This window comes from Gemmobacter sp. LW-1 (assembly GCF_001303875.1).
In the GTDB taxonomy this organism is placed as follows: domain Bacteria; phylum Pseudomonadota; class Alphaproteobacteria; order Rhodobacterales; family Rhodobacteraceae; genus Gemmobacter; species Gemmobacter caeni.
Genome location: NZ_LJSC01000051.1, coordinates 314,474 through 332,161 on the forward strand (window position 1 = coordinate 314,474; position 17,688 = coordinate 332,161).

The 17,688-nt window shown below is 63.5% G+C and carries 15 protein-coding genes; 6 read left to right on the forward strand and 9 right to left on the reverse strand.

Going from position 1 to position 17,688, the window contains the following annotated elements:
- Nucleotides 1-100: 100 nt before the first annotated feature.
- Nucleotides 101-1,315, forward strand: coding sequence for an NADP-dependent isocitrate dehydrogenase (locus AO684_RS15535; RefSeq protein WP_054303631.1), 1,215 nt, complete (start codon nt 101-103; stop codon nt 1,313-1,315).
- Between the two features lie 39 nt (nt 1,316-1,354).
- Here the strand turns inward: AO684_RS15535 and AO684_RS15540 are convergent, their stop codons facing one another.
- A complete protein-coding gene (locus AO684_RS15540) occupies nt 1,355-1,579 on the reverse strand; it encodes a hypothetical protein (protein WP_054303632.1) in 225 nt (74 codons plus the stop codon).
- A 397-nt stretch (nt 1,580-1,976) separates the two neighbouring features.
- Here AO684_RS15540 and AO684_RS15545 point away from each other — a divergent pair, with 397 nt between their 5' ends.
- From AO684_RS15545 to typA, 3 genes are all read left to right on the forward strand, one after another.
- The gene (locus AO684_RS15545) at nt 1,977-2,588 is read left to right on the forward strand and encodes a YitT family protein (RefSeq protein WP_054303633.1); all 612 of its coding nucleotides are present in this window, start codon (nt 1,977-1,979) and stop codon (nt 2,586-2,588) included.
- Between the two features lie 88 nt (nt 2,589-2,676).
- Nucleotides 2,677-3,291, forward strand: a complete 615-nt coding sequence (locus AO684_RS15550; protein WP_054303634.1) for a YitT family protein — start codon at nt 2,677-2,679, stop codon at nt 3,289-3,291.
- Between the two features lie 88 nt (nt 3,292-3,379).
- On the forward strand, nt 3,380-5,197 hold the full coding sequence (gene typA / locus AO684_RS15555) for a translational GTPase TypA (RefSeq protein ID WP_054303635.1): 1,818 nt from the start codon (nt 3,380-3,382) through the stop codon (nt 5,195-5,197).
- Between the two features lie 126 nt (nt 5,198-5,323).
- Here typA and AO684_RS15560 read toward each other — a convergent pair whose 3' ends face one another.
- Nucleotides 5,324-6,118 (reverse strand): class II glutamine amidotransferase, encoded by a 795-nt coding sequence (locus tag AO684_RS15560; RefSeq protein WP_054303636.1) that lies wholly within the window; start codon nt 6,116-6,118, stop codon nt 5,324-5,326.
- A 151-nt stretch (nt 6,119-6,269) separates the two neighbouring features.
- Between AO684_RS15560 and AO684_RS15565 the strand changes: the two genes are divergently transcribed.
- A complete protein-coding gene (locus tag AO684_RS15565) occupies nt 6,270-6,728 on the forward strand; it encodes an Lrp/AsnC family transcriptional regulator (protein WP_054303723.1) in 459 nt (152 codons plus the stop codon).
- A gap of 19 nt (nt 6,729-6,747) precedes the next feature.
- Here AO684_RS15565 and AO684_RS15570 read toward each other — a convergent pair whose 3' ends face one another.
- The 3 genes from AO684_RS15570 to recA all read right to left on the reverse strand — a co-directional run bounded on the left by AO684_RS15570 (nt 6,748) and on the right by recA (nt 10,941).
- A complete protein-coding gene (locus AO684_RS15570) occupies nt 6,748-7,038 on the reverse strand; it encodes a DUF1330 domain-containing protein (protein WP_054303637.1) in 291 nt (96 codons plus the stop codon).
- A gap of 4 nt (nt 7,039-7,042) precedes the next feature.
- Nucleotides 7,043-9,697 carry an alanine--tRNA ligase gene (gene alaS, locus AO684_RS15575; RefSeq protein ID WP_054303638.1) on the reverse strand — a complete coding sequence of 885 codons (2,655 nt, stop codon included), beginning with the start codon at nt 9,695-9,697 and terminating at the stop codon, nt 7,043-7,045.
- Between the two features lie 173 nt (nt 9,698-9,870).
- Nucleotides 9,871-10,941, reverse strand: a complete 1,071-nt coding sequence (gene recA / locus AO684_RS15580; protein ID WP_054303639.1) for a recombinase RecA — start codon at nt 10,939-10,941, stop codon at nt 9,871-9,873.
- 204 nt (nt 10,942-11,145) lie between these two features.
- Between recA and AO684_RS15585 the strand changes: the two genes are divergently transcribed.
- The gene (locus AO684_RS15585) at nt 11,146-11,745 is read left to right on the forward strand and encodes a hypothetical protein (protein WP_054303640.1); all 600 of its coding nucleotides are present in this window, start codon (nt 11,146-11,148) and stop codon (nt 11,743-11,745) included.
- A 12-nt stretch (nt 11,746-11,757) separates the two neighbouring features.
- Here AO684_RS15585 and AO684_RS15590 read toward each other — a convergent pair whose 3' ends face one another.
- The 4 genes from AO684_RS15590 to guaB all read right to left on the reverse strand — a co-directional run bounded on the left by AO684_RS15590 (nt 11,758) and on the right by guaB (nt 17,554).
- On the reverse strand, nt 11,758-14,079 hold the full coding sequence (locus tag AO684_RS15590; RefSeq protein ID WP_054303641.1) for an ATP-binding protein: 2,322 nt from the start codon (nt 14,077-14,079) through the stop codon (nt 11,758-11,760).
- Between the two features lie 96 nt (nt 14,080-14,175).
- Nucleotides 14,176-15,324, reverse strand: coding sequence for an RsmB/NOP family class I SAM-dependent RNA methyltransferase (locus AO684_RS15595; RefSeq protein WP_054303642.1), 1,149 nt, complete (start codon nt 15,322-15,324; stop codon nt 14,176-14,178).
- Nucleotides 15,321-16,106 carry an MBL fold metallo-hydrolase gene (locus AO684_RS15600; RefSeq protein WP_054303643.1) on the reverse strand — a complete coding sequence of 262 codons (786 nt, stop codon included), beginning with the start codon at nt 16,104-16,106 and terminating at the stop codon, nt 15,321-15,323. Before AO684_RS15600 ends, AO684_RS15595 begins: the two co-directional genes overlap by 4 nt.
- On the reverse strand, nt 16,106-17,554 hold the full coding sequence (guaB, locus tag AO684_RS15605) for an IMP dehydrogenase (RefSeq protein WP_054303644.1): 1,449 nt from the start codon (nt 17,552-17,554) through the stop codon (nt 16,106-16,108). Before guaB ends, AO684_RS15600 begins: the two co-directional genes overlap by 1 nt.
- Nucleotides 17,555-17,688: the final 134 nt, after the last annotated feature.

Consider the following 17,688-nt stretch of genomic DNA (forward strand, 5'->3'; position numbering starts at 1 on the left):
CGGCGCATTTTGGTATGCAATTGCATACCGGGCTTCCCTTGCCGCAGTTTTTCCTTTATGCAGCCTCCATCCGAATCCTCAACCTGAAAAGGCCAGGCGCATGACCAAGATCAAGGTGGCGAACCCCATCGTCGAGATGGACGGCGATGAAATGACCCGGATCATCTGGGATTTCATCAAGAAGAAGCTGATCCTGCCCTATCTGGATGTCGACCTGCTCTATTACGATCTCGGCATCGAAGAGCGTGACCGCACCAATGACCAGATCACCATCGATTCCGCGCTGAAGACCAAGGAAGTCGGCGTGGCGGTGAAATGCGCCACCATCACCCCCGATGAACAGCGGGTCGAGGAATTCGGCCTGAAACAGATGTGGAAGTCGCCGAACGGCACGATCCGCAACATCCTCGGCGGTGTGATCTTCCGCGAGCCGATCATCTGCAAGAACGTGCCGCGTCTGGTTCCGGGCTGGACCCAGCCGATCGTCGTCGGACGTCACGCCTTTGGTGACCAGTATCGCGCCACCGACTTCCTGTTCCCGGGCAAGGGGAAGCTCACGATGAAATTCGTGGGCGAAGACGGCACTGTGATCGAACGTGATGTGTTTGACGCCCCCGCCGCCGGTGTGGCCATGGGGATGTACAACCTCGACCAGTCGATCATCGACTTCGCCCGGTCCTCGATGAACTATGGCCTCATGAAGGGCTGGCCGGTTTACCTCTCGACCAAGAACACCATCCTCAAGGCCTATGACGGCCGTTTCAAGGATCTGTTCGCCAAGGTCTATGCCGAAGAGTTTGAAGACAAGTTCAAGGCCGCTGGCATCCATTACGAACACCGCCTGATCGACGACATGGTGGCTTCGGCGCTGAAATGGTCGGGTGGCTATATCTGGGCCTGCAAGAACTACGACGGTGACGTGCAGTCGGATACCGTGGCGCAGGGCTTCGGTTCGCTGGGCCTGATGACCTCGGTGCTGATGACGCCCGATGGCAAGACGGTCGAGGCGGAAGCGGCGCATGGCACCGTGACCCGTCACTACCGTCAGCATCAGGCGGGCAAGGAAACCTCGACCAACTCCATCGCGTCGATCTTCGCCTGGACCGGCGGCCTGAAGCACCGCGCGAAACTGGACGGCAACGAAGCGCTGGCCACCTTCGCCACCACGCTGGAGAAAGTCTGCGTGCAGACCGTGGAAGACGGCTGGATGACCAAGGATCTGGCGCTGCTGGTTGGCCCCGACCAGAAGTGGCTCACCACCATGGGCTACCTCGAAAAGGTGGACGAATACCTCAACAAGGCTCTGGCGGGCTGACGCCGGTGCGGGGCGGCCTTCGGGCCGCCCCTTTTCGTTTCACCATAGGGTATGCTGCATCCCCGGCGGCATCGGGGGCGAAGCCGCCTTTGGCGGCAATCCGATGTCACGGCGCATGCGGTCATCAAGATCCTGGAACTGCGCCGCCAGTGGCCGCCGGGGTGCGGGGCGCAGCAGCGCCAGCGCGGCGGCGATGAACACGCGGCGCGCACCAAGGCTGTGGATCAGGGCATGGATTGCCGGAAGGCTTTCATCTTTGGTCATGGGATTTCCGGTGCGGATCACGCAACCGGCCTCTGCTGTTAGGTTGAAAATGACCGGACAGAGGTGCGACATCACGGCCAATGGCCCGTCACGCGCGCTTTGTGAAAGAAGTCCGGTCAGGGGTTCAGACGGTTGGCCACATGGGGCCGGTGAACTGCGGTCAGGCTCGGGCCAGGACGCGGGTTCGCTGCGAAGCTCGGGCAATGGCTGCTGCCGAGTTCACGCCGGTCGAAAGGGCGTATGCGTTGTAAACCATGATCCGCCCTCCCTGTCTGAATTGCCGGATGCGACCCTGCTTGCACGGCAGCCCCGTCCGGGGCAAAGGAATTCGCCCGACGTGGCCGTTCTGCACTGCTGACGTGGCTTCAGCGCAACAGCGCCGATACAGGAGCGCCCAATGACCCAGACCGCCAAGGTCAGCCGCCATTCGATGATCGAGGATGCCCAAGGGATTGCCTATGGTACCGTCATGGCTTCCTTCGGCATCGTGATCCTGACGCATCTGGGCCTTGTCACCGGGCAAACGGCGGGGCTTGCGGTGCTGATCTCTTACGCGACCGGCTGGGGGTTCGGCCCGGTGTTCTTTGCAATCAACCTGCCCTTCTATCTGCTGGGCTGGCTGCGTATGGGTCCGGCCTTCACGATCAAGACCTTCCTCGCCGTTGCCTGCCTGTCGGGGCTGAGCATGGTCATGCCCGGCTGGATCGGCTTTGAGCATCTGAACCCGGTTTTCGGCGCGGTGCTGTTCGGCCTGGCCTCCGGTTCGGCGCTGCTGGCACTGTTCCGCCACGGGGCGAGCCTTGGCGGAATCGGAATTCTTGGCCTGATGATCCAGGATCGCTGGGGGTTTCGCGCGGGCTGGGTGCAGCTGGGTTTTGATGCGCTGTTGTTCACTATCGCCCTCTGCCTGCGGAATGTGCCGACGGTCGCGCTCAGCTTCATGGGTGCGGTGGTGGTCAATCTGGTCATCGCAATCAATCACCGCCGCGACCGCTATATCGTCGCCTGACTCCCGCGGGCCTGGCCCTGCACGGCACACAGATCAGCCTTGCAGAATGCGCGCTGCTCATTTCGCTGCGATGCGGCATATTTAGGTCATGAATGCTGACCTTCAATTCACCCCTCGCCACTCGCTGCTGGAAGATGCCCAGGGCCTGACCGCCGCCGCCATACAGGCGGCGCTGGGTATCCACCTGCTGCGTGCGGCCGGCTTGATCACAGGCGGCACCGCCGGGGTCGCGCTGTTGCTGTCTTATGCGACAGGGTGGAACTTCGGTCTGACCTTCTTCGCCGTCAACCTGCCCTTCTATGCCTTCGCCTGGATGCGGCGCGGCGCGGTCTTTGCCCTGAAGAGCTTCGTGACCGTCACCGCCGTCTCGCTTCTGGCCAGCGCGCTTGTAACATGGCTGCCGCTTCCCGGCATTCATCCTGCCGTCGCCGCGATCCTGTTTGGCGTGGTCGCGGGTGTCGGCCTGCTGGGCCTGTTCCGGCACGCCTCCAGCCTTGGCGGCGTGTCCATCGTGGCGCTGATCCTGCAAGACCGGCTGGGCCTTCGCGCGGGCTGGGTCCAGCTGGGGTTCGACCTCACCCTGTTCTTCATTGCTCTCACTGTCCTGCCCCTCGACAGGGTGCTGTGGTCGGCGCTCGGCGCGGCCATTCTGAATTTCATCGTGGCCATGAACCATCGCCGCGACTGGTATATCGTCACCTGAACCGGCCTTTTGCACAGGTTTCACTGGCGTTTCCGCCTGACCTCCTGTAAGGCGCCCCCAAACCCATTCTGTGAAAGAGACCCCTCCGATGGAGCTTCGCAACATCGCGATCATCGCGCACGTTGACCATGGCAAGACGACCCTCGTGGACGAATTGCTGAAACAGTCCGGCGCTTTCCGCGAAAATCAGGCCGTCAGCGAACGCGCCATGGACAGCAACGATATCGAGCGTGAGCGCGGGATCACCATTCTGGCCAAGGCCACCTCGGTCGAATGGAATGGCAACCGCATCAACATCGTCGACACCCCCGGTCACGCCGATTTCGGCGGCGAAGTCGAGCGCATCCTGAACATGGTGGATGGTGTGGTGCTGCTGGTCGATGCCGCCGAAGGCCCGATGCCGCAGACCAAATTCGTGACCTCCAAGGCACTTGCCCTTGGTCTGCGCCCCATCGTAGTGCTGAACAAGGTCGACAAGCCCGATGCCGAACCCGACCGTGCGCTGAACGAAGTGTTCGACCTCTTCGCCAACCTTGGCGCCAGCGACGAACAGCTCGACTTCCCCCATCTTTATGCCTCGGGTCGTGCCGGCTGGGCCGATGACAGCCTCGACGGTCCGCGCAAGGATCTGACGGCGCTGTTCGAACTGGTCGTGCGTCACGTTCCGGCGCCGAAACAGCTCGCCAAGGCGGCCGAGCCGTTCCAGATGCTCGCCACCACCCTGTCGGCTGACCCGTTCATCGGCCGTATCCTGACCGGCCGCGTCGAAGCGGGCACGCTGAAAGTTGGTGCCTCGCTGAAGGCGCTGACCCGCACGGGCGAGCGGATCGAACAGTTCCGTGTCACCAAGATCCTCGCCTTCCGCGGCCTCGGCCAGCAACCCATCGACGAGGCGGTGGCAGGTGACATCGTCACCATCGCCGGCATGACCAAGGCAACCGTGGCCGATACGCTCTGCGATCTGTCGGTCGATACCGCCCTGCCCGCCCAGCCTATCGACCCGCCCACCATCTCGGTGACGTTCGGCATCAATGACAGCCCACTGGCAGGCCGCGACGGTAACAAGGTGCAGTCGCGCGTCATCCGCGAACGGCTGATGAAAGAGGCCGAAACCAACGTCGCGATCCGCATCGAGGACACCCCCGGCGGCGAGGCCTTCATCGTCTCGGGCCGCGGCGAACTTCAGATGGGTGTGCTGATCGAGAATATGCGCCGCGAAGGGTTCGAACTGTCGATCTCGCGCCCGCGCGTGATCTTCCGCGAGGAAGGCGGCCAGCGCCTCGAACCGATCGAGGAGGTCATCGTCGATGTGGATGACGAATATTCCGGCGCCGTGATCGACAAGCTGACTGGCGAGCGCAAGGGCGATCTGGTCGAGATGAAGCCGGCCGGCGTCGGCAAGACCCGGATCGTGGCCCACGTCCCCTCGCGCGGTCTGATCGGCTATCACGGCCAGTTCCTGACCGATACACGCGGCACCGGCGTGCTGAACCGCATCTTCCACGACTGGGCGCCGCACAAGGGTCCGATCCAGGGCCGCCGCCAGGGTGTGCTGATCTCGATGGAGAACGGCACCTCGGTCGCCTATGCACTGTGGAACCTCGAGGAACGCGGCAAGATGTTCATCGGCGCGCAGGAAGCCGTCTATGTCGGCATGCTGATCGGCGAACATTCGCGCGACAACGATCTGGAAGTGAACCCGCTGAAGGGCAAGAAACTTACCAACGTCCGCGCCTCCGGCACCGACGAGGCCGTGCGCCTGACGCCGCCGGTGCGCATGTCGCTGGAAGAAGCTATTGCCTATATCGACGATGACGAACTGGTGGAGGTCACGCCGAAGATCGTTCGCCTGCGCAAGCGCGAACTGGACCCGCACGAGCGCAAGCGCCAGGCCCGCGCCGAATAAGGGGGCTCTGCCCCCGCGCCTGCGGCGCTTCCCCGGAGTATTTCAGGCAAGAAGCAAATCATCTTGCTCCTTGTCCAAATACTCTGGGGGATGAGGCGAAGCCGAGGGGGGCAATGCCCCCTTTTTTCATGCGGCTGCGGCCAGTCGGCAGGGGAGGAACGGTTCGACCGTGAGGCCATCGCCTTCAAAGGTACAGAAGCTGGCCTCCGGGATTTCGAGCCAGTCCTGTTCGCCGCGTTCCAGCGGCTCGGACACCACGGCACGGCCCCCCCGTGTCGGGGACCAGCGGTGATAGAGGCTGGGCGCCTGTTCGTCAGTGGCATAGCGCATGGCATAGAGCCGCTGGCCATCGGACATTGCGACGGTCAGGCGCAAATGCGGGGCATCGCCCTTTTCACGGGCCAGCCGGATAAAAGCTGCCGCCGCGCGTTCCATCGCACCACGCGGATCTTCTTCCAGTCCCTCCGCCACGGCCGCGAGGAACAAGGCCTCGCTGTCGGTCGCACCTTTGCGTGCCGGGTAAAGCGTATCGGGGATCAGCATTTCGGCATGGCGACGGAAATTGTCATAGCCGCCGACCTGCCCGTTGTGCATGAAGCTCCATCGCCCCCAGGTGAAAGGATGGCAATTGTTGCGGCTGGTTGCGGTGCCGGTTGACGCGCGGACATGGGCGAGGAAAAGGCCGGATTTCACCGTCGCCACAAGGCTGCGCAGATTTGGGTCACTCCAGGCCGGCATGACATCGCGGTAAAGCCCCGGCTCAGGCCGGTCGCCATACCAGGCGATGCCAAACCCGTCGGCATTGATCGCGGTGCGGCATTCGGTGGCGCACTGGCTTTGGTGGATCAGGGAATGGCCGGGGCGGCTGACGATATCTTCCAGAAAGATCGGTGCGCCAATATAGGCGGCCCAACGGCACATTCACATCACTCCTGCGGCCGGTTGATCCGGTCGTCGCCTGTATTGCGGGGTTTCTGCACTCGCATCCTACAGCATGTGGCAGAAAAATGAAGATGGCATGACGCCTTGTCCGCGCTTGAAAACGGGAACAATTCCCGTGATCCTGCGAAATATGGAGAAACTTGACCATATCGACCGCCGCATCCTCGCCATCCTGCAAAGGGACGCCAGTCTTTCGCTGGAGGATCTGGGCGAAAGGATCGGCCTGTCCCGCAATGCGGTCTGGCGCCGGGTCAGGGCGCTGGAGGAAAGCGGCGTGATACGTGCCCGTGTCGCGCTGCTGGACCCGGAAAAGCTCGGGCTGGGCCTGACCGTCTTCATGATGATCCGGGCCGAGCGTCATACCCCCGACTGGCTGGAGAAATTCACCCGGGCCACGCGCGACATGCCGGAAATTCTGGGTGCCTACCGGATGACCGGCGATCTGGATTACCTGATCCGCGCGCGGGTGGCGGATGTGAAGGCGTTCGACCGGCTTTACAAGGATCTGATCGCGCGGGTCGAACTGCACGATGTCTCCTCCAGCTTTGTGATGGAGGAGACCAAGGAGACCACCGCGCTGCCGGTGTGAGGCAGCGCGGCGCCAAAGATCATTCGGCTTCTTCGACGACACACAGATCGCGAATGCTGGCGCCTTTTGCATGGGCCAGCGCCGCCTGATAAGCGTCGCTGTTGTAGCAGGCAACGGCAGCCTCCAGCGAGGGGAAGCGGGCAACCACGTTGCGCGCGCGGTCATTGCCTTCCAGCTGCACATAACGGCCGCCGCGGGCGAGGAAGGCCCCACCATGCGCGGCGATGGCCGGGCCGGCCTCCTTGGCGTATTTGCCGTAAGCCTCGGCGTCGGTGACGGTCACATGAGCAATCCACAGGGCAGTCGGCATCGGGTCAGCCTCCAATCACGGTTTCAACGGCGGCAATGGCCTGATCGGCCAGCGTGATGTCCGCACCGCCCGCCTGCGCCATGTCGGGCCGGCCCCCACCGCCCTTGCCACCCAGAGCCTCAGCCGCAGCCTTGACCAGTGTCACCGCCGACAGGCGATCGGTCAGATCCGCCGTCACACCGGCCGCCACGGCCGGTTTCGCGCCCGTATCAGCGATCAGCAGCACCGCACCAGAGCCGATACGGGCCTTCATCTCGTCGATGAGGCCGGGCAGATCCTTGCCGGAAACCCCCTGCATGACCTGAGCAATCAGCTTCACACCGTTGATTTCCCTGGCTTCCGGTCCGCCGGATTTACCACCCATCGCCAGTTCGCGGCGCAGGGTGGCAACCTCGTTCTCCAGCTTGCGGCGTTCGTCGAGCAGCGCGCGTGCGCGGTCGGCCAGTTCGGTTGCGGGCGCCTTCAGGACTGCGGCCACATCAGCCAGCAGCTTCTGCTGTTCCGCGACATAGGCCAGCGCCCCCTCGCCCGTCAGCGCCTCGATCCGCCGCACACCAGCCGACGAAGCACTGTCGCTGAGCAGAAGGAAGGCGCCGATCTCGCCCAGGCGGGCGACATGGGTGCCGCCACAAAGTTCAAGGCTATAGGTATGCCCATCGGTGCCCTTGCCTGAACCGGGCAGCGTGCCCATCGAAACGACGCGCACCTCGTCGCCGTATTTCTCGCCAAACAGCGCCTGTGCGCCTAGGCCACGCGCATCATCCGGGGTCATCACCCGGGTTTCCACGGCACCGTTCTGGCGGATGAAAGCATTCACCTCCGCCTCGACCTGCGCCAGTTCCTCGGGCGACAGCGCCTTGGCATGGGCGAAGTCAAAGCGCAGCCGGTCCGCCGCGTTCAACGAGCCACGCTGCGCGACGTGATCGCCCAGAATCCGGCGTAGCGCCTCATTCAGCAGGTGTGTGGCAGAGTGATTTGCGCGGATCGCGCCGCGACGCTTGTGCTCGACCTCCAGCTTGGCGGGCTGGCCGCGCAGGATCGACCCTTCGACCACCTCGGCCATATGGATGAACACACCGGCAGCCTTCTTGGTGTCGGTCACACGCGCAAGGCCGGTATCGGTGCGAATCAGCCCGCTGTCGCCGACCTGACCGCCGCTTTCGGCATAGAAGGGCGTCTGGTTCACCACGATCTGCACGGCAGCGCCTTGCGCCGCATCGCCAATCGCAGCACCATCCTTCACCAGCGCCAGGATCTGCCCCTCGGCAGTTTCGGTGTCATAGCCAAGGAATTCGGTCGTGCCATGCGCCTCGGCCAGTTCGAACCAGATCGCGGCATCCTTGGCCTCGCCCGAACCCGCCCAGGACGCACGCGCCTTGGCGCGCTGTTCCTCCATTGCCACGTCGAAACCGGCGACATCCACCGCCCGGCCCTTCTCGCGCAGCGCATCCTGCGTCAGATCCAGCGGGAAGCCATAGGTATCGTAAAGCTTGAAGGCCGCCGCCCCCGGCAGATCGCCGCCTTCCGGCAGCCGCGCGAGTTCGTCATCCAGCAGCCGAAGGCCACGATCCAGCGTGGTGCGGAACCGGGTTTCCTCCAGCTTCAGCGTCTCTTCGATCAGGGCCTGCGCGCGGGTCAGTTCCGGGTAATGCCCGCCCATCTGCCGCACCAGCGCCGGGACCAGCCGGTACATCACCGGGTCCTGGGCACCCAGCATATGCGCATGCCGCATCGCACGGCGCATGATGCGGCGCAGCACATAGCCGCGCCCTTCGTTCGAGGGCATCACGCCATCTGCGATCAGGAAGGAGGTTGAACGCAGGTGATCGGCGATGACGCGGTGATGCACCTTGCCGGGGCCGTCCGGGTCGCCGTTGGTGACATTGGCCGAAGCCTCGATCAGCGCGCGCATCAGATCGGTGTCATAATTGTCGTGCTTGCCCTGAAGCAGCGCGCCGATCCGTTCCAGCCCCATGCCGGTGTCGATCGACTGCATGTCCAGCTCGCGCTTCGAGCCATCCTCGAACTGTTCATATTGCATGAACACGAGGTTCCAGATCTCGATGAAACGGTCGCCATCCTCCTCGGCGCTGCCAGGCGGGCCACCCCAGATCTTGTCGCCGTGATCGAAGAAAATCTCGGTGCAGGGGCCACAGGGCCCGGTCGGCCCCATCATCCAGAAATTGTCATTGGTCGGGATGCGGATGATCCGGTCATCCGACAGGCCCGCGACCTTCTTCCAGATATTCGCCGCCTCGTCATCGGTGTGATAGACGGTGACCAGCAGCCGTTCCTTCGGGATATCGAAATCCTTGGTCAGCAGTTCCCATGCGAAAGGGATCGCCTCGGATTTGAAGTAATCGCCGAACGAGAAGTTGCCGAGCATTTCGAAGAAGGTGTGGTGCCGCGCCGTATAGCCGACATTGTCCAGATCGTTGTGCTTGCCGCCCGCCCGCACGCATTTCTGCGCCGTCGTGGCGCGCACATAGTCGCGTTTTTCCACGCCGGTGAAGCAGTTCTTGAACTGCACCATGCCCGAGTTGGTGAACATCAGCGTCGGGTCATTGCGGGGTACGAGCGGGCTCGAGTCCACGACCGTGTGACCGTTACGGCGGAAGTAATCGAGATAGGTGGACCGGATGTCGTTCAACGACGGCATGATGTCGAGGCTCCGCGGCTGCGCCCCTAGGGCGGGAATGCTGTTGCGATCCGTTTAGCGGCGTGGCGCGGGGCTGTCCACCATTGCAAGGGTCACAGGGCACGGGCACATGCAAAAAGGCGGTCCGTCACCAGACCGCCCCTTGAGTGTCGTCGCTTGCGGAATGAATTCGATCACATATCCACAACATCTTCCGAGCCGGGCTCTGACATGTGGAAATCCAGCCCGTTGGCGGCACGGATCTTGTCTTCGATCTCCATGGCGACGGTGGGATTGGCCTTCAGAAAATTCTTGGCATTTTCCCGGCCTTGGCCGATGCGCTCATCCCCATAGGAATACCACGAACCCGATTTCTCGACCACGCCGGCCTTGACGCCGATGTCGATCAGCTCGCCGGTTTTAGAGATCCCCTCACCATACATGATGTCGAATTCAACCTGCTTGAACGGCGGGGCCACCTTGTTCTTCACCACCTTCACACGAGTTGAGTTGCCCACCACCTCATCGCGCTCCTTGATCGCACCGATGCGGCGGATATCCAGACGAACGCTGGCGTAGAACTTCAGCGCATGACCGCCGGTGGTGGTTTCGGGATTGCCGAACATCACGCCGATTTTCATACGGATCTGGTTAATGAAAATTACCATGCAGTTCGAGCGGCCAATCGAGGCGGTCAGCTTGCGCATCGCCTGGCTCATCAGGCGGGCCTGCGCGCCAACCGTGGCGTCACCCATGTCGCCCTCAATCTCGGCCTTCGGGGTCAGCGCCGCGACCGAGTCGACCACCACGAGACTGACGGCGCCGGAACGCACCAGCGTATCCACGATCTCCAGCGCCTGTTCGCCGGTGTCGGGCTGGCTGATCAGAAGTTCATCAAGGTTAACACCCAGCTTACGCGCGTAGCTTGGGTCCAGCGCATGCTCGGCATCGACAAAGGCACAAACCCCGCCTTTCTTCTGCTCTTCCGCCACCACATGCAGGGTCAGCGTGGTCTTGCCGGAGCTTTCAGGCCCATAGATTTCGACAATGCGGCCTTTCGGCAGCCCGCCGATCCCCAGCGCGATATCCAGCCCCAGCGAGCCGGTCGAGGTCGCCTCGATCTCCATCGCCGGGTTCTCGGCACCGAGCTTCATGATCGAGCCCTTGCCGAACTGCCGTTCAATTTGTGCCAGCGCACTTTCGAGCGCCTTCTGCTTGTCCATATCGCGCTTTCCGTTCAGATCGAGCAGGGTTGCCGTTGCCATTTCTTCGGTCCTTATCCCATAGCCGCACGGTCTGGGCAATGTGCGGGCGCTTTGCAGCTTGTTCCCCTCTTGTTCCAGATTTTCCAGATCAAAACAAGAACAAATCTTCTGTCTCTTCCGTAAAATCAGCTTTTTCCCATTCGGGTTAAGAGATAGTTTACAAGGGCGGGGTCAGAGGCATCCCGATGTAAAAAAGAGGCAGGAATGCTCGTTTTCTGGCACCAGCGACTGACCATGCTGGCGACGCCCAAGACAGGGACCACCGCTATCGAGGCCGCGCTCGAATCGCTTGCTCATCTGGCGATTCAGCGGCCCCCGCAATTGAAACATGCGAACCTCCGCAAATATCACCGCTTTATCGGACCCTGGCTGGAAAGCACCGCGGGGAGGCCCTTCGACGTGATCGCGACGATCCGGGAGCCTCTGGACTGGCTTGGAAGCTGGTATCGCTATCGTCAGCGCGAGGATATTGGCGACGCGGCGAAAAGCACCGCCGGGATCAGTTTTGATCAGTTTGTTCGCGATTATTGCTCCGATGCCCCACCCGCCTATGCCGCCGTCGGCGCGCAGTCGCAGTTTCTGGCGCCGAAGAATGACAAGGGTCTGACCCGACTGTTCCGCTATGAGAGGATCGAGGATCTGATCCAGTTTCTGGAGGACCGGCTGAACTGTGAGATCCTTCTGCCCAGACTGAATGTCTCGCCCGTCATGGAACTTGGGCTGGACCCTGCAACCGAAAAGCTGCTGCGCAAGGTCGCCGCCAGGGAGTTCGAGCTATACGACACTGTCGCCAGCCAGGGCTAAGCACCCGATATTTCAGTGCAACTGCTGCTGCACCGTATCGGTCAGATCGCTGAGCGAGAAGGGTTTCGGAAGGAATACCGAATTTGGGATGCGCGCCTGCGACTGTGACAGGCAATCTTCGGCATAGCCGGACACAAAGACCACCCGCACATTCGGCCGCGTTTCCAGTGCCTGCCGGACCCAGCTTGGCCCGTCCATCCCGGGCATCACCACGTCGGTCACGAAGATATCGACATTCACCGCCGGGTCTTCCAGCGTTTTGAGGGCAGCTTCGGCGCTGTCAGCCTCAAGCACCGTATAGCCGCGCAGGCGTAGCGCGCGACTCGCAAAAGCACGCACCGGGGCCTCGTCCTCGACCAGCAGGACCACCCCTTCCCCCAACCGGGCCGGATTGCGACGAGAAGGTGCTGTTTTCTGTACCGTGCTCCCGGCGGAATTGATCGGGAAATAGAGATGGAACACGGTGCCGTGGCCGACTTCGCTGTCCACGAAGATGAAGCCACCGGACTGTTTGACGATTCCATAGGCCGTAGAGAGGCCAAGCCCCGTCCCCTCGCCGACCCGCTTGGTTGTGTAGAAGGGCTCAAAAACTTTCTGCAACCTCTCTGGCGATATGCCGCAGCCGGTATCGAGCACACGGATCACGGCATAGTCGCCAGGCGGAACCACGGCGCGGTCGCGCCGAAGCTCTTCTTTCAGGGTCAACGCCTCGGTCTCGATACGGATCGTTCCACCGTCCGGCATGGCATCCCGCGCATTGACGACAAGATTCATCAGTACCTGCTCCAACTGGCGCTTGTCGGCCCGGATCGGGCCGAGGTCCGGTGCATGGGCCAGGCTCAGACTGATCCGTTCACCAACCAGCCGGTTGAGCAAATGCGTCAGGTCAGAAAGCAGTTCCTGCAGGTCCAGCCGCTCTGGCTTCAGGGTCTGTTTACGCGAGAAGGCCAGTAACTGACCGACCAGACTCGCCGCACGGTTCGCGTTCTGATGGATCTGCACCAGATCGGCATATTCGGGATCGGCGCAGTCATGCCGCAACAGCAGAAGATCGCAATGCCCGGAAATCGCGGTCAGCAGATTGTTGAAATCATGGGCAATCCCCCCGGCGAGCTGTCCGATGGCCTGCATTTTCTGGCTCTGGACAAACTGGGCTTCCAAGGTTTTGAGCGCGGTTGCATCGGTCAGGACAGCCAATGCCAGTGGTCTGCCGCCTTCGACGATGCGCCGCAATGTGATCTGAAAAAAACGGTCTGTCTCTGCCGTACCAAGCCGCAACACCTCGGCCCCCGATGGCACACGCTCTGCCATGACGTCGGCCAGCCAGTCGGTGACCGGACGTCCCAGCCCCTCGAACAGGTCGGCAATACTGATATCCTGATCGGGTGCCAGCCCGATCGCCTCGCGCGCCGCGCGATTGGCGGACATGAGGGCCCCGTCCGCCGCGAATTTCAGAAGGGCCACGGGGACCGTTTCGAAATCGGTTGATGTCAGTTCGGCCTGTCCCGGCATCGGCAAAAGATAGATCTCACGCCGTTCGCCCGGCCCCTCGATCTCGGCCAGAATGGCCCTGATCTTGCCGTCCGCCCCGTCAACCTCGATCTCCTCGCCGCTGCGCAGGCGCGTGGTGGTGAAAATCCGGTCCAGATGCCGGGGGCGCCCGCCCGCGAGCCGCCGCATCGCCTCGTTGCTGAACAGGATTACCCCGGCCTTGTTTGCCACCAGCATGGGAAGGCTGAGCGTTTCAGCACCACGACCGACGCCCGTGCGATCCAGAAATTCCTCCAGCCGCCACAGGAACATTGTGGGACCGATCCGGTGACAACTGAGCCGGGTATGGGCATTGCGGGTCACCACATCCTCGCGCGCGGCGCCGCCGTTCATGGCGCGGCTTTGCAGCCGATAAAGCACCGAAGCCGGGCTGACGAAGTGATCCTGAAGCGAGGCCATCAGCGTGGTCCCGTCGCGGGGTCCAAATCTGGCCCGCGCGGCGGCATTCTGAAAACGGATCACACCCACGCCGTCCGTGGAAAAACATGGGGTCGCATCCTGCCCCATCAGCAGGCCCAGATCGCGTTCCAGCCGACGCAGGCGCAGCGCCTGCGCCAGGGTTATGCCGCGCAGGCCAAGGACCAGCAGGCAGAGCGTCATGCCGACACTGGCGGCAATCAGCCGGTTCTGCCCCGGCGGCGCCAGAGCGACCGTCACCGCGCAGCCCAGTGCCGCGGCCAGCAGAAGCCAGGCCCCCTGGCCCAGCCTTTGCGCGAAGGCCGTCACCGTTTCGGCCAGTGGACGCCGCGAGATGCCTGCGCCCACAAGGTTCCTGTCCACCATCCGCCCTCTCCGGGAATCGTCTGGCACCATTCGGCAGGGAAAAGGTTAACCGCCGCTTAACCGACGTCGGCCTCCCACAGCTCTTTGTTTCGAGCTTTACTGATCGCGCCGCAGCACGGCGACGAAGAAGCCATCGCCACCATCCAGCGGGGTCAGGCGGCGCTGGCTCGCGAGGCTCCAACCCGGTGATCTGGCCTGAAACGCAGCGATCTGGGCCTCGTTTTCGGCCCGCAGCAGCGAACAGGTGGCATAGGCCAGCACACCACCGGGCGCGACCAGTGTGGCGATACGGTCAAGAATCTGCGCCTGCACCGCGATCACTCCAGCAAGCCGATCGGGCGTCAGCAGCCACTTGCCCTCGGGCGCGCGGCGCCAGCTGCCGGAACCGGAACAGGGCGCATCGGCGAGGACAAGATCAAAAGGACCCTGCGGCGCCTCGGTCAGCGTCACGCGCGCTCCGGCACGTTTCGCCCGCGCGGGCAGGTCGCGCATCCGGCGCGGATCGGCGTCATGGGCAAACAGCTTCAGCCGCGCCCGCGCCGCCATGGCCAGCGTCTTGCCGCCGCCGCCCGCGCAATAGTCAAGCACGCGCTGGCCATCCGCCAGCGGCAGCGCATCCACCACCGCCTGCGAAGCGGCATCCTGCAACTCCACAATCCCATCGGCATAGGCGGCTGATCCGGCCACCTTGCGGGCGCCGCCCGTCACTTGCAGTGCGGTGGGCGACAGCGGATGCGGGACGGTTTCGATCCCCTCAGCCGCCAGCGCAGCCTGCGCGTCAGAGAGCGCACAGCGTGCGGTATTCACCCGCAGGAACACGGGCGCACGGTGACGCAGGGCTTCGGCAAGTGCCCGGAAATCCGCGCCCAGATCCTGTTCCATACGGGGGCCAAGCCAGTCGGGCAGATCGTGTGCGGCATAACCTTCGGGCGTCTGGCCCGCATCCGCCAATGTCAGCGGCGCGGGCGCATGGCCCTCGCCGGTGAAAAAACTCTCGGGGTCTTGCCCTGCCGAACGCAAGCCGCCGAGGATCAGCCCGCGTCCGGTCTCGCCGCCACCGAGCGCGGCGAAACTGCGCCGACAGCGCAGCGCGTCGAACACCAGATCACGCACCGCATTCCGGTCGCCAGATCCGGCAAAACGCGAGGCTCGGCCCCAGTTTGTCAGCGTCTGTTCGGCGGGTGAGCCCGCCAGAATACGATCCAGAATGCCGATGGCAGCAGAGAGGCGGGCGGCAGGCGTCATGCCGCCACCGCCTGCCAGCCTGTTCCGGCATGTTGCAGCCGCAGGAAGGGCTGGCCCGTTGCGCCTTCCTCCTGCCCCGGCAGACGCGCGTGACCGGCGCAGAAAACCCAGCCTTCTGCGGCGATCCGCTCCAGCGCGGCGAGACGGGTCGCCACCGCCTGCGCCGGGTCGACGTCGAATTTGGTGGCGATCCGCGGATCGGCAAGCTGGATATCGGCGCGGTGCAGCATGTCGCCCACCACCGCCACGCGATCATCGATCACCAGCCCGATCTGACCGGGCGTATGGCCAGGCAAGCCCCAGACCCGGACACCGGGCGCAATTTCCTCGCCGTCCTGCGCGCGGCGAATGCGGCTGGCGTTTTCCGCCAGCACACGACCCGAGGCTGCATGATCCTGTGCGGCCCAGTAATCGGCCTCCACCGCTCCCACATGCAGCCGGGAAGCGGAATATCCATCGCTCAGCAGCCCACCGCAATGATCGCCATGCAGATGGGTGAGGACCAGATCGCCGATATCATCCGGTGCCAGCCCCAGCGCGGCCAGCGCCCTGGCAACACGCCCGCCTTTGTCGCCATATAGCGCGCCCGAGCCGGTATCGATCAGCAGCGGCGCGGCACCCGGACGACGCAGCATATAGGCCTGCACCGGCAGGACAACTTCGTCCGGCAAGGCAGTGCCGCGCGGATCGGGAAAGAAATCCTGCCCGAAGCGCACGGCGCCGTCATAAAGCCGGATCAGCTCCGCCCCATCCCAGCGCAGGATGTCGCCCGTTGCCTGCATCAGCCGATCCGGTAGTTCGGGCTTTCGCGGGTGATCTGCACGTCATGGACATGGCTTTCCTTCAGCCCCGCCCCGGTGATGCGCACGAAATTGCAGCCCTGCCGCATCTCGGCCACCGTGCGGTTGCCGGTATAGCCCATGGCGGCGCGCAGACCGCCGACAAGCTGGTGGATCACGGCGGCGGCGGACCCTTTGTAGGGCACCTGCCCTTCAATCCCTTCCGGCACCAGCTTGTCGCTGGCGGCATCCTTCTGGAAGTAGCGGTCGGCCGAGCCGCGCGCCATGGCGCCAAGGCTGCCCATGCCGCGATAGCTTTTGAACGAACGGCCGTTCCACAGGATCACCTCGCCGGGGCTTTCATCGGTGCCCGCGATGGCCGAACCGACCATGGCGCAGGAGGCGCCGCCCGCGATGGCCTTGGCAAAATCGCCCGAATATTTGATGCCGCCGTCAGCGATGACCGGGATATCCCCTGCCGCGCCCGCGCTGTCCATGATCGCGGTCAGTTGCGGCACGCCCACGCCCGCAACGATACGGGTGGTGCAGATCGAGCCCGGCCCGATGCCGACCTTCACCGCATCGGCGCCAGCGCCGATCAGCGCGCGGGTTGCCTCGGCGGTGGCGACATTGCCTGCCACCACCTGAACGGTGTTCGACAGCGCCTTGATACGCTCCACCGCGCGGGCGACACCCTCGGAATGGCCATGCGCGGTGTCGATCACCACCATGTCCACGCCCGCGTCGATCAGCGCCTGGCTGCGCTCGAACCCGGCATCCCCCACGGTCGAGGCGGCAGCGACGCGCAGGCGGCCAAGCTCGTCCTTGCAGGCCTGCGGGTTCAGCACGCTTTGTTCGGTGTCTTTCAGGGTCAGGAGGCCGGTCAGCTTGCCCTTGCCATCGGTGACCAGAAGCTTCTCGATCCGCCGCGCCTTCATCAGGCTGATCGCCTGATCGCGGTCCACCGGCTCGCGCAGCACAGCGAGATTGTCGGCACTCATCATCACACTGACCGGGGTGCGGTCATCCGAAGCGAAGCGCATGTCGCGGTTGGTCACGATGCCAACCACGCGCCCCTCGGCATCGACGACCGGGAAGCCGGTGACGTTGTAACGATCCTGAAGCGCCTTGGCATCGGCCAGCGTCTGATCGGGCGTCAGCGTGATCGGGGAATAGACGATGCCGCTTTCGAACCGCTTCACCCGCCGCACCTCGCGCGCCTGTGCCTCGATGTCGAGATTGCGGTGGATCACCCCCAGACCACCCGCCTGCGCCATGGCAATCGCCATGCGTGCCTCGGTCACTGTATCCATTGCCGAGGAAAGCAGCGGGATATTCATGCGGATCTGCTTCGTCACGAAGGTGGATGTATCGGCATCGGACGGCAGCACATTGCTCGCCGCCGGAACCAGAAGCACATCGTCAAAGGTGAGCGCCTCGCGAATCTCCATGGGAGCCTCCTGAACGGGTCTATGGATGGGATCGTTTGGCGCTTCCCCATTTCACGGGGCGCAAGGAAGCGCAAGGGGAAATCATGCGCGCTGCGGGCGGAGGGGCCGCAAGGGGGCTGTCGGCCCCCTCGCCC

What these genes read in the sequence shown, in the direction of transcription:
- typA (WP_054303635.1), top strand. Translation starts at nt 3,380, where the DNA reads ATGGAGCTTCGCAACATCGCGATCATCGCGCACGTTGACCATGGCAAG.
- AO684_RS15600 (WP_054303643.1), bottom strand. Translation starts at nt 16,106, where the DNA reads ATGCAGGCAACGGGCGACATCCTGCGCTGGGATGGGGCGGAGCTGATC.
- alaS (WP_054303638.1), bottom strand. Translation starts at nt 9,697, where the DNA reads ATGCCGTCGTTGAACGACATCCGGTCCACCTATCTCGATTACTTCCGC.
- AO684_RS15595 (WP_054303642.1), bottom strand. Translation starts at nt 15,324, where the DNA reads ATGACGCCTGCCGCCCGCCTCTCTGCTGCCATCGGCATTCTGGATCGT.
- AO684_RS15585 (WP_054303640.1), top strand. Translation starts at nt 11,146, where the DNA reads ATGCTCGTTTTCTGGCACCAGCGACTGACCATGCTGGCGACGCCCAAG.
- AO684_RS15590 (WP_054303641.1), bottom strand. Translation starts at nt 14,079, where the DNA reads ATGGTGGACAGGAACCTTGTGGGCGCAGGCATCTCGCGGCGTCCACTG.
- AO684_RS15560 (WP_054303636.1), bottom strand. Translation starts at nt 6,118, where the DNA reads ATGTGCCGTTGGGCCGCCTATATTGGCGCACCGATCTTTCTGGAAGAT.
- AO684_RS15535 (WP_054303631.1), top strand. Translation starts at nt 101, where the DNA reads ATGACCAAGATCAAGGTGGCGAACCCCATCGTCGAGATGGACGGCGAT.
- recA (WP_054303639.1), bottom strand. Translation starts at nt 10,941, where the DNA reads ATGGCAACGGCAACCCTGCTCGATCTGAACGGAAAGCGCGATATGGAC.
- AO684_RS15565 (WP_054303723.1), top strand. Translation starts at nt 6,270, where the DNA reads ATGGAGAAACTTGACCATATCGACCGCCGCATCCTCGCCATCCTGCAA.
- AO684_RS15550 (WP_054303634.1), top strand. Translation starts at nt 2,677, where the DNA reads ATGAATGCTGACCTTCAATTCACCCCTCGCCACTCGCTGCTGGAAGAT.
- AO684_RS15570 (WP_054303637.1), bottom strand. Translation starts at nt 7,038, where the DNA reads ATGCCGACTGCCCTGTGGATTGCTCATGTGACCGTCACCGACGCCGAG.
- AO684_RS15540 (WP_054303632.1), bottom strand. Translation starts at nt 1,579, where the DNA reads ATGACCAAAGATGAAAGCCTTCCGGCAATCCATGCCCTGATCCACAGC.
- AO684_RS15545 (WP_054303633.1), top strand. Translation starts at nt 1,977, where the DNA reads ATGACCCAGACCGCCAAGGTCAGCCGCCATTCGATGATCGAGGATGCC.
- guaB (WP_054303644.1), bottom strand. Translation starts at nt 17,554, where the DNA reads ATGGAGATTCGCGAGGCGCTCACCTTTGACGATGTGCTTCTGGTTCCG.